The organism is Xanthomonas sp. 60, assembly GCF_011761925.1.
The window spans coordinates 312595-327018 of the sequence record NZ_JAASQW010000001.1; the positions used below are offsets into that span (position 1 = coordinate 312595).

Annotated in this window: 11 protein-coding genes; 5 read left to right on the plus strand and 6 right to left on the minus strand. The window is 67.7% G+C overall.

All coding sequences use genetic code 11. The features are described from left to right. Positions 1–81 precede the first annotated feature (81 nt). Complete coding sequence (gene ppc, locus FHY09_RS01370; RefSeq protein ID WP_166923430.1) at positions 82–2799, plus strand: phosphoenolpyruvate carboxylase; 2718 nt, start codon at positions 82–84, stop codon at positions 2797–2799. A gap of 37 nt (positions 2800–2836) precedes the next feature. Here the strand turns inward: ppc and FHY09_RS01375 are convergent, their stop codons facing one another. Further along, positions 2837–3343 (minus strand): acyl-CoA thioesterase, encoded by a 507-nt coding sequence (locus tag FHY09_RS01375; protein ID WP_166923431.1) that lies wholly within the window; start codon positions 3341–3343, stop codon positions 2837–2839. Positions 3344–3428: 85 nt separating this feature from the next. Then, positions 3429–4643: a methionine adenosyltransferase gene (gene metK, locus FHY09_RS01380; protein WP_166923432.1), complete on the minus strand. Its 1215-nt coding sequence runs from the start codon at positions 4641–4643 to the stop codon at positions 3429–3431. Between the two features lie 159 nt (positions 4644–4802). Here metK and FHY09_RS01385 point away from each other — a divergent pair, with 159 nt between their 5' ends. Then, positions 4803–5873: a metal-dependent hydrolase gene (locus FHY09_RS01385; RefSeq protein WP_166923433.1), complete on the plus strand. Its 1071-nt coding sequence runs from the start codon at positions 4803–4805 to the stop codon at positions 5871–5873. Here FHY09_RS01385 and FHY09_RS01390 read toward each other — a convergent pair. From FHY09_RS01390 to FHY09_RS01405, 4 genes are all read right to left on the minus strand, one after another. Continuing rightward, positions 5867–6694, minus strand: a complete 828-nt coding sequence (locus tag FHY09_RS01390; RefSeq protein WP_166923434.1) for a methyltransferase domain-containing protein — start codon at positions 6692–6694, stop codon at positions 5867–5869. The genes FHY09_RS01385 and FHY09_RS01390 overlap by 7 nt on opposite strands. A gap of 11 nt (positions 6695–6705) precedes the next feature. After that, entirely contained in the window at positions 6706–7710 is a 1005-nt protein-coding gene (gene dusB, locus FHY09_RS01395) for a tRNA dihydrouridine synthase DusB (protein ID WP_166923435.1), read from the minus strand. Between the two features lie 527 nt (positions 7711–8237). Further along, the gene (locus FHY09_RS01400; protein WP_166923437.1) at positions 8238–9200 is read right to left on the minus strand and encodes a ribokinase; all 963 of its coding nucleotides are present in this window, start codon (positions 9198–9200) and stop codon (positions 8238–8240) included. Between the two features lie 55 nt (positions 9201–9255). Beyond that, entirely contained in the window at positions 9256–10554 is a 1299-nt protein-coding gene (locus FHY09_RS01405; protein WP_166923439.1) for a nucleoside transporter C-terminal domain-containing protein, read from the minus strand. Between the two features lie 213 nt (positions 10555–10767). On the opposite strand from FHY09_RS01405, the gene FHY09_RS01410 reads away from it, so the two are divergent. The 3 genes from FHY09_RS01410 to FHY09_RS01420 all read left to right on the plus strand — a co-directional run bounded on the left by FHY09_RS01410 (position 10768) and on the right by FHY09_RS01420 (position 14423). After that, entirely contained in the window at positions 10768–11739 is a 972-nt protein-coding gene (locus FHY09_RS01410) for an aldo/keto reductase (RefSeq protein ID WP_166923441.1), read from the plus strand. 178 nt (positions 11740–11917) lie between these two features. Further along, positions 11918–12112, plus strand: coding sequence for a hemin uptake protein HemP (hemP, locus tag FHY09_RS01415; RefSeq protein ID WP_166923443.1), 195 nt, complete (start codon positions 11918–11920; stop codon positions 12110–12112). Positions 12113–12233: 121 nt separating this feature from the next. Continuing rightward, complete coding sequence (locus FHY09_RS01420) at positions 12234–14423, plus strand: TonB-dependent hemoglobin/transferrin/lactoferrin family receptor (RefSeq protein WP_166923445.1); 2190 nt, start codon at positions 12234–12236, stop codon at positions 14421–14423. Position 14424 lies beyond the last annotated feature (1 nt).

The window sequence follows — 14424 nt, forward strand, 5'->3', positions numbered from 1 at the left end:
CTGCCAGAATCCGTGCCTGCACCGGCGGGTCGGCCACCGAGTGCGCTAGTCTTGGCCGACGTCCATCAGCGAGGCTCGTGCGTGCACACCCAGTCCCATCGCAGCAACACCGGCACCGCATCGCCTGATCGCGCACTCAGCAACGATGTGCGCCGGCTCGGCACGCTGGTCGGCGACCTGCTCGTCGAACAGGTTTCCGAAGGTTTCTTCGAGGACGTGGAGCGTGTCCGCACGCGCGCGATCGCGCGGCGTGAGAACCAGTCGCCGCTTTCGGATCTGGCCGAGGGTCTGGCCGGGCGCTCGCCGCAGCAGGCCGAGTCCATGGTGCGGGCCTTCAGTACCTACTTCCAGGTGGTCAACATCGCCGAGCGCGTGCACCGCATCCGCCGTCGCCGGCACTACCAGCGCGCTGGCACGCAGGCGCCGCAACCCGATGGCCTGCAGGATGCCCTGCAGCAGCTCAAGGCGCAGGGCGTGAGCCTGCAGGAGCTGGCGGACTGGCTGCCGCGCATCGACATCGAGCCGGTGTTCACCGCGCATCCGACCGAAGCGGTACGGCGCGCGCTGCTGGAGAAAGAGCAGCTCATGGTGGCCAGCCTGGTGGACAACCTCGATGGCCAGCGCACGCCGGGTGAAGCGGCGGCCGACGATGCACGCTTCCGCATGGCGCTCACCGCGTCCTGGCAGACCACCGATTCCTCGCCGGTGCGGCCGACCGTGGACGACGAGCGCGAGCACGTGGGGTTCTACCTGGTGCAGGTGCTGTACCGGGTGATCCCGGTGCTGTACGAGTCGCTGCAGCAGGCACTGGTGGCCACCTATGGCCAGGCGCTGCCGCTGCCGCGCCTGCTGCGCTTCGGCACGTGGGTGGGCGGGGACATGGACGGCAACCCGAACGTGGACGGTGGGACCATCCGCAGCACGCTTGATGCCCAGCGCCGTGCGGTGCTGGGCCAGTACCAGAAGGAACTGCTGCGCCTGGCCAGCCTGCTCAGCCAGTCCACGCAGCGGGTAGCGGTGAGCGCGGCCCTGCAGGCGCGCCTGGCCGACTACCAGCAGCGCCTGCCGCAGGTGGAATCGCGGCCGCGCCATGCGGACATGCCCTACCGCCTGTTGAACGACCGCATGCGGGCCCGCCTGCAGGCCACGCTGGACGATGGCGATGCGGCGTACGAAGGTCCGGACGAACTCATCGGCGACCTGCAGCTGATCTTCGACAGCCTGCGCGAGAACCGCGGCGAACATGCCGGGGGCTTTGCCGTGCAACGGCTGTTGTGGCGGGTGAAGACCTTCGGCTTCCACCTGGCGCGTCTGGATGTGCGCCAGGAATCGAGCGTGCACGCCCGTGCCCTGGCTCTCTCGCTCGACGGTGAAGCCGCCTGGGAGGCGCGCGATGCGCGCGCACGCGCGGCATTGCTGGGACCCTACGCAAGCGGTGATGAGGTGGTGCCGGCAGCGGACGAAGAAGGCAACCAGCGCATCGATGCGGTGTTCGCCGCGTTGGCCGATGCACGCCGCCGGCATGGCGCCGATGCCCTCGGCAGTTACATCATCTCCATGGCGCACGACCGCGGCGATGTGCTGGCGGTGCTCGCCCTGGCGCGCCGGGGAGGGCTGGTGGACGAGGACGGCGCGGTGCCGCTGGACATCGCGCCCTTGTTCGAGACCGTGGACGACCTGCGGCAGGGCACCGACACGCTGCGCGACCTGCTGCAGGACCCGGTCTATCGTCGTCATCTGCAGTCGCGCGGCGATGTGCAGATGGTGATGCTCGGCTACTCGGACAGCAGCAAGGACGGCGGCATCGCCGCCTCGCGCTGGAGCCTGCAGCGGGCGCAGGTGGAGCTGCTCGAGGTGGCCGCCGAGGCCGGCATCGCACTGACCTTCTTCCATGGGCGTGGCGGTTCCATCAGCCGCGGCGGCGGCAAGACCACCCGTGCCGTGGATGCTTCGCCACGTGGCAGCATCGATGGACGCCTGCGCGTCACCGAGCAGGGCGAAGTCATCCACCGCAAGTACGGCATCCGCGCCCTGGCGGTGCGTTCGCTGGAGCAGGCCACCGGCGCGGTGCTGCGCTCCAGCCTGCGGCCGCGTGCACCGGAGCCGCGCGAAGCGGCATGGCGCCCGGTGATGGACACGGTATCCGAGGCCAGCAGCGAGGCGTACCGGGGGTTCGTCGGCCAACCGCGCTTCATGGACTATTTCCGCACGGCCACGCCGATCGATGTGATCGAACGCATGACACTGGGATCGCGGCCCTCGCGGCGACTGGGCCAGGACGCGGCGCTGAGCAACCTGCGCGCGATCCCCTGGGTGTTTGCCTGGAGCCAGGCCCGTGCGGTCATCCCCGGCTGGTATGGCGTGGGCAGCGGCCTGCAGGCCGCGGTCGATGCAGGCCACGAAGGTACGCTGCGGGACATGGCGCAGGCGTGGCCGTTCTTCCGCACCTTCCTGGACGACATCGCGATGGTGCTGTCCAAAGGTGACATCACCATCGCCGAACAGTTCTCGCGGCTGTCGGGTGCACTGCACGAGGCGTTCTTTCCCAAAATACAGCAGGAATGGGCACTGACCGAACGCTGGGTACTGGCGCTGACCGGGCAGGACACGCTGCTCGAACACGACCCGCGCCTGGCGCATTCGATCCGCCTGCGCAATCCCTACGTGGACCCGATCAGTGTGCTGCAGGTGGACCTGCTGCAGCGCTGGCGTGCCAGTGACCGTGGCGATGACGACCTGCTGCGCGCGCTGGTGGCCTGCGTGAACGGTGTCTCGCAGGGCGTGCAGAACACGGGCTAGGCAACGCAGGCGCCGGGGCGCCGCCGGCTACCTGCAATCAGGCCCCGGGTGCGGGTGGGTTGGAGGCCAGCAGCTCGCGGTGGCGCAGCTCCATTTCCTGTCGCAGCTGCCTTCGCAGCAGCGCCGCCGCGTGCCTGCGCTGCTCGTCCGGCGTGGTCGGCTGCAGGGCCGGCACGGCCGTGGGGCGGTTGTCCTGATCCACCGCCACCATGGTGAAAAAGCAGCTGTTGGCGTGGCGCACGCTGCGCTTGAGGATGTCCTCGGCGACAACCTTGACGCCGATCTCCATCGACGAGGTGCCGGTGTAATTGACCGAGGCCAGGAAGGTCACCAGCTCGCCGACCGCGATCGGCTGGCGGAACATCACCTGGTCCACCGACAGGGTGACCACGTAGCGGCCGGCGTAGCGGCTGGCACAGGCGTAGGCGACCTGGTCGAGCAGGCGCAGCACGGCGCCACCATGGACTTTGCCCGAGAAGTTGGCCATGTCCGGCGTCATCAGCACCGTCATGGTCAGTTCGTGCGATTTGATTTCTTCTGACATCCGGCGATTGTAGCGGGAGCGTCCGGCTCTGCCCTTGCGCCCCGTCACATGAAAGAAGGGCCGCTTGCGCGGCCCTCCGGGTGGCTTACTTCAGCTTCGCATCCGCGCGCAGGGCGGCAGCGCGATCGGTCTTCTCCCAGGAGAAGGCCGTGGCGTTGACCGTCTCGCCCGCGCCGTTGAGGTAGGCGAACTCCTTCGGCTTGCGGCCGAAGTGGCCATAGGCCGCCGTCTGCTGGTACATCGGGTGGATCAGGTCGAGCATCTTGATGATGCCGTACGGGCGCAGGTCGAAGTGCTTGCGGATCAGCTTCTCGATCTGCTCGTCCGGGATCTTGCCGGTGCCGAAGGTGGTGACCGAGATCGAGGTCGGCTCGGCCACGCCGATGGCGTAGGAGACCTGCACTTCGCAGCGGTCGGCCAGGCCGGCCGCGACCACGTTCTTGGCCACGTAGCGGGCGGCGTAGGCGGCAGAACGGTCGACCTTGGACGGATCCTTGCCCGAGAACGCGCCACCGCCGTGACGGGCCCAGCCGCCGTAGGTATCGACGATGATCTTGCGGCCGGTCAGGCCGCAGTCGCCCACCGGGCCACCGATCTCGAACTTGCCGGTCGGATTGATGTGGAACTTGGTGCCCTTGTGCAGCCACTTGGCCGGCAGCACCGGACGGATGATCTCTTCGCGGACGGCCTCGATCAGGTCCTTCTGCTTGACGCCCGGGGCGTGCTGGGTGGACAGCACCACGGCGTCGATCGAGGTCGCGTTGCCCTCTTCGTCATAGCGCAGGGTGACCTGGCTCTTGGCGTCCGGACGCAGCCACGACAGGGCCGTGTTCTTCTTCTTGCGGATCTTGGCCTGCTGCTCGACCAGACGGTGCGAGAGGTGGATCGCGGCCGGCATGTAGCTGTCGGTCTCGTTGGTGGCGTAACCGAACATCAGGCCCTGGTCGCCGGCGCCCATTTCTTCGGGCTTCTTGCGGTCAACGCCCTGGGCGATATGCGGGGACTGCTTGCCGATGAGGTTCAGCACGCCGCAGGTGGCGCCGTCGAAACCGACGTCGGAGCTGTTGTAGCCGATGTCCAGGATCACCTTGCGGGTGATGGCTTCGAGATCGACCCACGCGCTGGTGGTGATTTCGCCGGCCACGATGGCCACACCGGTCTTGACCAGGGTCTCGCAGGCCACGCGGGCACGCTGGTCCTGGGTCAGGATCGCGTCCAGCACCGCATCGGAGATCTGGTCGGCAATCTTGTCCGGATGGCCTTCAGAGACCGATTCGGAGGTGAACAGGAAGCTGGACATCAGGCGTTATATCCCTTGATTCGGATGGAAAGATGGTCGCGAATGATACACGGCGCGCGACACCATTGCATTGTGGACCGTGAAAAGTTGCCGATGGTTAAGCGGGCGTGTCCACGACACGACAGGCGGCCGGTCCACGGGGCCTGCTAGCATCGGTCGATGGACTCCCTGACACAGATCGTACTGGGCGGCGCCGTCGCAGCCGCCATCGCCCCCGCGCGCCACCGCAGGGCCGCCCTGCTGGCCGGTGCCGCACTGGGTACCCTCCCGGACCTGGACGCGTTGTGGCTGGGGCTGCTCGCCGCCGATCCGGTGGCGGCGATGACCGAGCATCGCAGCGCAAGCCATTCGCTGCTGGTGCTGCCGTGGGTGGCGGCCCTGCTCTGGTGGCTGTTCAGGCGCTTCGGCAGAGGCCGCGTCGCGCAGGCCCCCGTGCGCTGGTTCTGGGCGATGCAGCTGGCGCTTGTGACCCATCCGCTGCTCGATGCGATGACCGTTTACGGCACGCAGCTGTGGTGGCCGCTGGCTTCCTCGCCGGTGATGGGGTCGAGCGTGTTCATCATCGATCCGCTCTATACGGTGTGGTTGCTGCTCGGCTGCGTGCTGGCCTGGTTTGGCCGCGAACGGGCGTGGGCAGGGCGGGTGCTGGCCCTCGCGCTGATCCTCAGCAGCGGGTACCTGGCCTGGAGCCTGGTCGCCAAGGCGCAGGTGGACCGCGCTGCGACGCAGAGCCTGACCGCCATGGGCCTGGGCGATGCGCCACGGTTCTCCACACCGATGCCCTTCAACACGCTGCTGTGGCGCGTGGTGGCGATGACCCCCAGCGGCTACGTGGTGGGCGACCGCTCCGTGATCGCCGATGAAGGCGTCATGCACTTCGACGGCCATCCGTCCAACGTGCAGGCGCTGCGCGAGGCGCGCGATCTGCCCGCCGTGCAGCGGCTGACCTGGTTCAACCGCGGCTTCATGCGGGCCCAGGTGGTGGATGACCGCCTGCTGCTGAGTGACCTGCGCATGGGGCTTGAGCCGGACTACACCTTCAACTTCGTGGTCGCCGAGCACCGCGACGGGCGCTGGCAGGGCATCGTGCCCGAGCAGGTCCGCAGCGACTACAGCAGCCCGCAGGCACGTGCGGACGCGACCCGGCGGCTGCGGGCGATGTGGACGCGGATCTGGCAACAGCCCGCCGGGTCCGGCTCGCCAGCGGCGCAGACGCGGGCGCCTCAATAGACCGTGGCGCGCGCCTGCACGAAGGAATAGAAAAACACCGCGTTGGGATCGTTCTGCACCTGGCGGAATTCGCGGCGCATGCCGTCCACGGTCTCCGCATCAACGCTGCCGGCCTGGACCAGTTGTTCGGCGGCCGAAAGCAGCACCTGCTCCCAGAAGGCGATCATGGTCTTGCGGCGGGCCGGCTCGCGGTTGTCCAGGTGGATGGTCTTGATCTCCGTCTGCACATCGCGGAAGCCGCCGGCCAGCAGCAGGTTGCCCAGCTTGGCCCCTACGAACGGGTCGCCGCCGTGGTCATGCTGGAAATCGTTGAAGGCCATCCAGTAGCGCCAGATGTTCGGCGAATACGGGTCGAGCAGGAAGGAAGCATTCATCACCTCGGTGATGAACACCGGCGAGCCCGGTGAAAGCACGCGGCGCACTTCGCTGAGCACGCGCGCGGGCGAGGGCACGTGTTCGAGCACCCAGCACAGGAAGGCGCCATCGAACTCGCGCGCCCCGAACGGCAGTTCGCCTGCGTCGGCCTGCAGCAGCACGTGGCGGTCGCTGCACCACGGGGTCTTTTCCAGGTTGCTGCGCGCCGTGGCCAGCTGCGCTTCGCTCAGATCGATGCCGGTGACGTGCAGGTCGGGGAAGCGCCGCAGCAGGATCTCCGTCTGCGCGCCCACGCCACTGCCCACCTCCAGCAGCCGGCGCACGCCGGTGTAGTCGATCTGGCCGAAGATCGTGGGTTCGAGCAGGCGGGCCTGGGTCATCAGGCGTTCCTGCTCGGTGCTGGAAAACCCGTGCAGGTAGGTGGGTGCGGCGATGGGTGGGGTCATGGGGGCAGGTGTCAGGCAGGGAGCAGCGAGCGGGGCTCGGCGGGCGCTTCATCGATGAGGCGGGCAAAGTAGTCGGCCGTCAGCGCGATCTGGCTGGCGGGGTCTTCGGCGCGGTTGACCACGGCCCGGAACGCCGCGTTTTCCGGGCGGTCCCGGGCATACCAGCCCAGGTGCTTGCGGGCGATGCGCACGCCCTGCACCTCGCCGTAGAAGGCATGCAAGGCGTGCAGATGGCCGATCAGGATGTCGCGCACCTCGGTGAGCGCCGGCGGCGGCAGGTCCTCCCCGGTGGCCAGGAAATGCGCGACCTCGCGGAAGATCCAGGGTCGGCCCTGCGCGGCGCGGCCGATCATCACTGCATCCACGCCGGTCTGCGCCAGCACCTGGGCGGCCTTGCGCGGTGAGTCGATGTCGCCATTGGCGATCACGGGAATGCGCAGCGCGGCCTTGATCTCACCGATGGTGGCGTACTCGGCCTGGCCGGTGTAGTGCTGGTCGCGGGTGCGGCCGTGCACGGCCAGTGCGGCGATGCCGCAGTCTTCGGCAATGCGCGCGATGACCGGCCCGTTGCGATGGTCGCCGTCCCAGCCGGTGCGGATCTTCAGCGTCACCGGCACCGGCACGGCACCGGTGACGGCCTGCAGGATGCGGGCGACCAGGGCTTCGTCGCGCATCAGCGCCGAGCCGGCCCAGGCGTTGCAGACTTTCTTGGCGGGACAGCCCATGTTGATGTCGATGATCTGCGCGCCATGGTCGACGTTGTAGCGGGCGGCCTCGGCCAGCTGCCGGGGCTCGGTGCCGGCGATCTGCACGCTGATGGGCGCCGGTTCGCCGTCATGGTCCATGCGATGGATGGATTTGCGGGTCGTCCAGAAACGCGGGTCGGAAATCGTCATTTCCGAGGCGGCCAGCCCGGCGCCCAGGCGCTTGCACAGCAGCCGGAACGGTTTGTCGGTGACACCGGCCATGGGTGCCAGCACGACATTGGGGGCAATGGAATAGGGGCCGATCTGCATGGGTGTCATTGTAGTGCGGGGGCGGGTGGGGCAGTCCGTGCGGCTCATGCTGCATGGGCATCAGTAGATGCTGGCGGGACGCTTGACGGCGGCGAACGGCGAGGCCCCTCGCGGTGGACACCGGTGGACACCGGTGGGCATCGGTTGGCGGGAGATGGGCCGGGTGGAGGGCGCTGATGGGGGACGGCAAAAGCCGCTCCTGCGGGCCTCGCGTCGCGCCATCCCTGGCGCGACACGCCCCCATCAGCCCCTCCACCCGGCCTTCGACAGTCAGCGCGCGTGCCCGCCGCGTTTGGAAAGGGAGAAAAGCAAAAGCCCAGCAAAGCAAAAGCAAGCGCATCCGGCCGTCCTGCGGCACGCTGGCGTCGGGCGCCAGGGATGGCGCGAGACGAGGCACGCAGGTGCGGCGGTTGCCGTCCCCGCCGGCCCACTGCGCCCCCCCCCAGACGCAGAACAGCGCGGAGCCTGCGCTCTGCGCTGTTGCTTGAAGCAGGGGAGCGGGGGCGCCGCCCCCGCTGTTGGACCGATCAGGGGGCCTGGTCGGCCGGAGTGAAGTGCGGCATCGCCCCTGCGGCGCCTTCCTTTTCCGTGGAGCGGCCGGCGAACTGGTTGGCGAAACGCACGTGGCGCGCGAACGGGGCGTCACCGGCCTGCGCCAGCGAAGCCACCAGCGCACCGTTGAAGGCATCACCGGCGCCGGTGGTATCGATCGCCTGCACCTGTTCGGCACCCACCCGGTAGTACGGCTGGGTGTCGCCGCGCAGCGCATCTTCATCGTGCGAAACGAATACGCCCACCGCACCCAGCGTCACCACCACCGTCCCGTTGCCGACCAGCTTGCGGCACAGCGCATGCAGGCTCGCACCGTCCAGCGCCGCGACATCATCCGGGTCGATCCGCTCGCCCACGTGGCGGTTGAGCAGTGCGGCGAATTCGGTTTCGTTCGGCGTGATCACGTCGGCCAGCTTCAGCAGCGCGATGCTGGAAGGCGCATCCGCCGGGGCCGCATTGAGTACCGTGGTGACGCCGGCCTCGCGTGCGGCGGCCAGCACCGCCTCGATGGTTTCCACCGGTGATTCCAGCTGCGCCAGCACGACCTTGGCACCGGCCAGCAGCGCCTGCTGCTGCCGCATGAAGGACGTGCTGAGCGCCGCGTTCGCGCCCGGGCCGATCACGATCGTGTTGCGCCCGCGCGCATCCACGTAGATGCCGCCGGTGCCGGTCGGTTCGGCGCTCGCCTCGGCGATGAGCGTGAAGTGGTCCTGCGCGGCAAGATCACGCGCCATGGCACCGCCTGCATCCGCGCCCAGCGCGCACAGGAAGGTGGTGTCGGCGCCCGCGCGGCGCGCCGCCACGGCCTGGTTGAAGCCTTTGCCACCCGGGCCGGTGCTGTAGCGGCCGGCAATGGTCGCGCCCGGTGCCGGCAGGGTTTCACACCGCCACACATGATCGACATTGAAGGAACCGACGACGACGACATTGCTGCTCATAGAGAAAACTGTTCCGTGGTGATGCGTGGGGTGGCCGGAGGCATCGGCCGGGCCATCAGCTGAAATGGGTCAGCACACCCGCAATGGTAGCGGTCATGAAGGTCGCGATGGTGCCGCCGAGCACGGCGCGCAGGCCGAATTTCGCCAGATCGTGGCGACGCTCGGGGGCCAGCCCGCCGATGCCGCCGATCTGGATGGCGATCGAGCTGAAGTTGGCGAAGCCGCACAGCGCGTAGGTGGCGATCAGGCGGCCTTCTTCGGACAGTGAAACGCCCGGTACCTGGCCGTTGATGATGTTGGACAGCTGGGAGTAGGCCACGAACTCGTTGATCACCACTTTCTGGCCGATCAGCGAGCCCACCGTGGTGGCATCGGCCCACGGCGTGCCGATCACCCAGGCGATCGGCGCCAGCAGGTAACCGAAGATCGTCGACATGTTGGTCGGGGCACCGAGCAGCGCGGCCAGGCCGGTCACTTCGCCCAGCCAGGTGAGCGGGGCGTTGATCAGCGCGATCAGGGCGATGAAGGCCAGCAGCATCGCGCCGATGTTCAGTGCCAGTTTCAGGCCGTCAGCCGCACCGCCGGCAGCGGCGTCGATGATGTTGCTGGAGGTCTTTTCCACCTCCATCTTGACGGTGCCGCGGGTCAGCGGGGTGCCGGTTTCCGGGATCAGCAGCTTGGCCACGACCAGCGTCGCCGGTGCGGCCATGATGCTTGCCGCCAGCAGGTGCTTGGCATAGAACGCCTGGGCCTCCGGATCGCCGCCACCGAGCATGCCGACGTAGGCCGCCAGCACGCCGCCGGCGATATGGGCCATGCCGCCGATCATCATCGTCAGCAGTTCGGACTGGGTCATGCGTGCGATGTAGGGACGCACGGTCAGCGGTGCCTCGGTCTGACCGATGAACACGCTCGCGCAGACACTGGTGGTTTCCGCCCCGGACACCCGCATGACCTTGGTGATCGCCGCCGCCATCACGCGCACGATGGCCTGCATGACGTTGAGGTGGTACAGCACGCCCATCAGCGCCGAGAAGAAGATGATGGTGGGCAGCACCTGGAACGCGAAGATGAAGCCGTAGCTGTCCACGTTCATCAGCGAGCCGAAGATGAAGCCCGAGCCCTCGTTGACGAAGCTCAGCACGCGCACGAAGCCGTGGCCCAGCGCATCGAAGACATCGCGTCCGCCCGGAACCAGCAGCACCACCGCCGCGAAAGCGATCTGCAGCACGATGCCGGTGATCACCAGCTTCCAGTCCACTGCACGCTTGTTGTTGGAGAACAGCCAGGTGATGCCGATGAGCACCGCCAAACCAAACAGGCCGAAGCCGATCCTGCCCAAACCATCGACCATGTCGAATCCCTGAATGGCGCCAGACGGCACCGCGCAAAAACGGGAAGCCTAGAGCAGGGCCGGGGCGGGGGCAAGGAAAAGCACGCAGCACGAGGCGATCGGCCGGTAAACCGCCTTCAACCGCATGCCCGGCGCCTGCGGCAGCACCGCAGGTGCGCAGGTAGAATGGCCCACGATCGGGCCCGCAGGACGGGCTGGCCACAGGAGAACCGCATGCATTACCGCCGCCTTGGACGCTCCGGGCTGAACCTTTCGGCGCTGTCCTTCGGGGCGTGGGTCACCTTCGGCGACCAGATCGCCCGTGATGAGGCGCGCAACCTGGTGGCCGCCGCGTGGGACCACGGCATCACGTTCTTCGATAATGCCGAAGGGTATGCCAACGGGCGCGCCGAGCAGGTCATGGGGGATGTCATCGCGGACCTGCGTCTGCCGCGCGACGGGTTCTGCGTGTCGAGCAAGGTGTTCTTCGGCAGCGCCGCCGATCCCCGCCCGACCCAGCGCGGCCTTTCGCGCAAGCACGTCACCGATGCGTGCCACGCTGCGCTCAAGCGCCTGCGGGTGGACTATCTCGATCTTTATTACTGCCATCGCCCCGATCCGGATACCCCCGTGGCGGAGACCGTGCATGCGATGGATACGCTCGTGCGCCAGGGCAAGGTGCTCTACTGGGGGACGTCGGAGTGGTCGGCGGCGCAGATCGGCGAAGCCCTGGATGTCGCGCACCGGCACAACCTCCAGGGCCCCACCATGGAGCAGCCGCAATACAACCTGCTGCACCGCGGGCGGGTGGAGCAGGACTATGCGGACCTCTGCACAGAGGCGGGGCTGGGCCTGACCACCTTCTCGCCGCTGGCCTCGGGCGTGCTGACCGGGAAATACGCGTCGGGCTTTGCAGCAGACACCCGCCTCGGGCGTCCGGACATGGGCTGGCTGCAGGACCTCGTACTTGGCGGCCAGCCGCAGGCGCGTCTGGCCCAGGTGCAGCGCTTTACCGCACTGGCCGATGCGCTCGGCCTGCCACCGGCGGCGCTGGCCATCGCGTGGTGCCTGCGCAATCCCAACGTCTCCAGCGTGATCTTGGGCGCCAGCCGGGTGCCGCAGCTGCTGGAAAACCTGCGTGCGCTGGACGTACTGGACCGCGTGGACCAGGGCACCTGGGACCAGATCGAGGCCGTGTTTGGCTGAGGCCCGCGGGACGACAGGCGGCTACGTACAGCCGCCTGTTCGGGCCTTCCAATAGGCAAAGGCTATGAATAAAAGAAAATCGATCATCAATTACATCAACCTATTTGAGAATGGTTGTTGATTGCGAACTGAGAATCGTTATCATTTGAATCGTCCCTCGCAACGAGATACGACGATCATGAACGCTCAACCTGTGCTCCTGCGTCCCGACGTACTGACCCTCCGCGACCGTCCGGTCCGTGCCATTCCCGCGGAGGACGTGATCGACAGCGAAGCCCTGCTCAAGGGGCGTCGCGAGATCCTGATCCAGCACGGCGACCGCTTCTACCGTCTGCGCCATACGAGCAACGACAAGCTGATCCTGACCAAGTAACCGGGCGGCCGCTTCCTGCAGCGGCCGCACCGCCTGCTCTCTCCCCCTCGGCTTTCCGCCATGGCCCCTGTTGGCCAGGGCGGGCGCCGGGGGCTCTGACTCCGCCCGACAACGGCATTCCATGACCCGACCGACGCTCCTGTGTGCCGCCCTGTGGCTGGCGCTGCCTTCGCCTGCCCGCGCGCAATCCAGTCCCGCGCCCGAGGCGGCCCGTGCCTTCGACCGCGTGCAGGTCACCGCGACCCGCACCGAGCGCGCGCTGAGTGATGTGGCGGCCACCGTGGATGTGATCGACCGGCAACGCATGGATGACCAGCTGGTCCATGACATCGAGGATCTGGTGCGCTACGAGCCAGGTGTTTCGGTGACGCGCAATGCGACCCGCTTCGGCCTCGGTGGCTTCCGCATCCGTGGATTGGATGGCAACCGCGTGCGCATCCAGACCGACGGCATCGCCATGCCGACCAGCTTCAGCATCGGTGCGTTCTCCAATGCCAACCGCGATTTCACCGACGTGGAAACGCTCAAGCGCGTGGAGATCGTGCGCGGCCCGGCCAGTTCGCTGTACGGCTCGGACGCGCTGGGCGGCGTGGTGGCTTTCATCACCAAGGATCCGGCGGATTACCTTGAGGCGGATCGCAGCGCCCATGCCGGCCTGAAGTTCGGCTACGACGGGCAATGGAACGGGCTGCTCGGCAGCGCGACCACCGCGTTCGGCGGCGAGCGCTGGAGTGGCATGGTCAACATCAATCACCGGCAGGGGCAGGAAACCGCGACCAAGGGCGAGGTGCGCACGCGCGACAACACCCGAACGGCCGCCAACCCGCAGCAGCGCGACGGCCGCAGCGTGCTCTCCAAGCTGGTGTACGCACCCTCCGACGACCAGCGCTTCAAGCTCACGCTGGAAGGCAACGAAGACCGTACCGATACCGATGTGTTCTCGTCGGTCGATCGCACCACCACCACCGGCATGACGGCACGGGATACACAGACGCGTGCGCGCCTGTCCCTGGCCCATGAAATGGAGGGCTTGCCGTGGGCGGCGGCGAACAGCCTGCGCTGGCAGGTCTACCGCCAGGACAGCGAAACCACGCAGGTCACCGATGAGGCGCGCAGCAACCGCAGCCGTCGCCACCGCACGTTCAATTTCGACCAGCGCGCCCATGGCCTGCAGGCGGTCTTTGAAAAGGCGCTGCGGACGGGCGGGGTGGAGCACGCGCTGACCTATGGCATCGATGGCACCTGGACCGGGATCCGCCAGAAACGGGACGGCTACCAGGTGCTCGCCAACGGCCAGGTCAGCACCACGATCCTGCCCGATGCGTTCCCGGTGCGGGACTTCCCGGTCAGCCGGACCCGCGAGTTCGGACTGTACGTCCAGGACGAGATGCGCCTGGCTGACGGCCGCCTCTCGCTGGTACCGGGCCTGCGCGTGGACCGGTATGAACTCGAGCCGGAGCTCGATGGCATCTTCGCCACCGACAACCCGGGCGTAGCGGTGGCGCGGCTGGAGAAAACCCGTGTTTCGCCCAAGCTCGGGATGGTCTGGCGTTTCGCTGCGGACTGGTCGCTGTTCGCCGGCTACGCGCGCGGGTTCCGCTCGCCTCCGTATAACGACGTCAACCTGGGTTTCACCAACGTGATGTTCGGTTACACCGCCATACCCAATCCCGGCCTGAAGCCGGAAACCAGCGACGGCATCGAACTCGGGATCCGGTTCCTCACGCCGGCGGCGTATGTGAGCCTGAGCGGGTACTACAACGATTACAAGGATTTCATCGAGTCCAGCCGATGGGTGGGCACCAACGCGCAGGGGCTGATGGTGTTCCAGTCGCAGAACATCGCCGATGCGCGTATCCAGGGCGCCGAGCTCAAGGCCGGCATCGACGTCGGCCAGCTCAGCGCGGCCCTTGCGGGATGGTCGCTGCGCAGTGCGGTGGCCTGGTCGCGGGGTGACAACCGCACCGAAGACGTACCCCTGGATTCGGTGGACCCGCTGCGCGGCACCCTGGGCGTGGCCTACGACCGTGAGGCCTGGGGCATCGAGCTGGCCGGCACGTTCGCTCGCCGCAAGGACCGCCTCGCCACCGCCACCGGCCATCCCACGGCGGGCTACGGCGTGCTCGACCTGATGGCGCACTGGCGCTTCGCGCCGGGCGCGAGGTTCAACGTGGGCGTGTTCAATCTCGCCGATCGCACCTACATCGACAGCTCGGCCCTCGTCGGCACGCTCGCGGCGAACAGCACCGTGCTGGATCGTTTCTCCAATCCTGGCCGGACGCTGTCGGCCAGCCTTGCCGTGAGCTGGTGAT

Bases quoted from the DNA above. Each gene is read 5' to 3' on its own strand.
- FHY09_RS01375 (WP_166923431.1), bottom strand. From the start codon at position 3,343: ATGTCAGAAGAAATCAAATCGCACGAACTGACCATGACGGTGCTGATG.
- metK (WP_166923432.1), bottom strand. From the start codon at position 4,643: ATGTCCAGCTTCCTGTTCACCTCCGAATCGGTCTCTGAAGGCCATCCG.
- FHY09_RS01385 (WP_166923433.1), top strand. From the start codon at position 4,803: ATGGACTCCCTGACACAGATCGTACTGGGCGGCGCCGTCGCAGCCGCC.
- FHY09_RS01390 (WP_166923434.1), bottom strand. From the start codon at position 6,694: ATGACCCCACCCATCGCCGCACCCACCTACCTGCACGGGTTTTCCAGC.
- dusB (WP_166923435.1), bottom strand. From the start codon at position 7,710: ATGCAGATCGGCCCCTATTCCATTGCCCCCAATGTCGTGCTGGCACCC.
- FHY09_RS01400 (WP_166923437.1), bottom strand. From the start codon at position 9,200: ATGAGCAGCAATGTCGTCGTCGTCGGTTCCTTCAATGTCGATCATGTG.
- FHY09_RS01405 (WP_166923439.1), bottom strand. From the start codon at position 10,554: ATGGTCGATGGTTTGGGCAGGATCGGCTTCGGCCTGTTTGGTTTGGCG.
- FHY09_RS01410 (WP_166923441.1), top strand. From the start codon at position 10,768: ATGCATTACCGCCGCCTTGGACGCTCCGGGCTGAACCTTTCGGCGCTG.
- hemP (WP_166923443.1), top strand. From the start codon at position 11,918: ATGAACGCTCAACCTGTGCTCCTGCGTCCCGACGTACTGACCCTCCGC.
- FHY09_RS01420 (WP_166923445.1), top strand. From the start codon at position 12,234: ATGACCCGACCGACGCTCCTGTGTGCCGCCCTGTGGCTGGCGCTGCCT.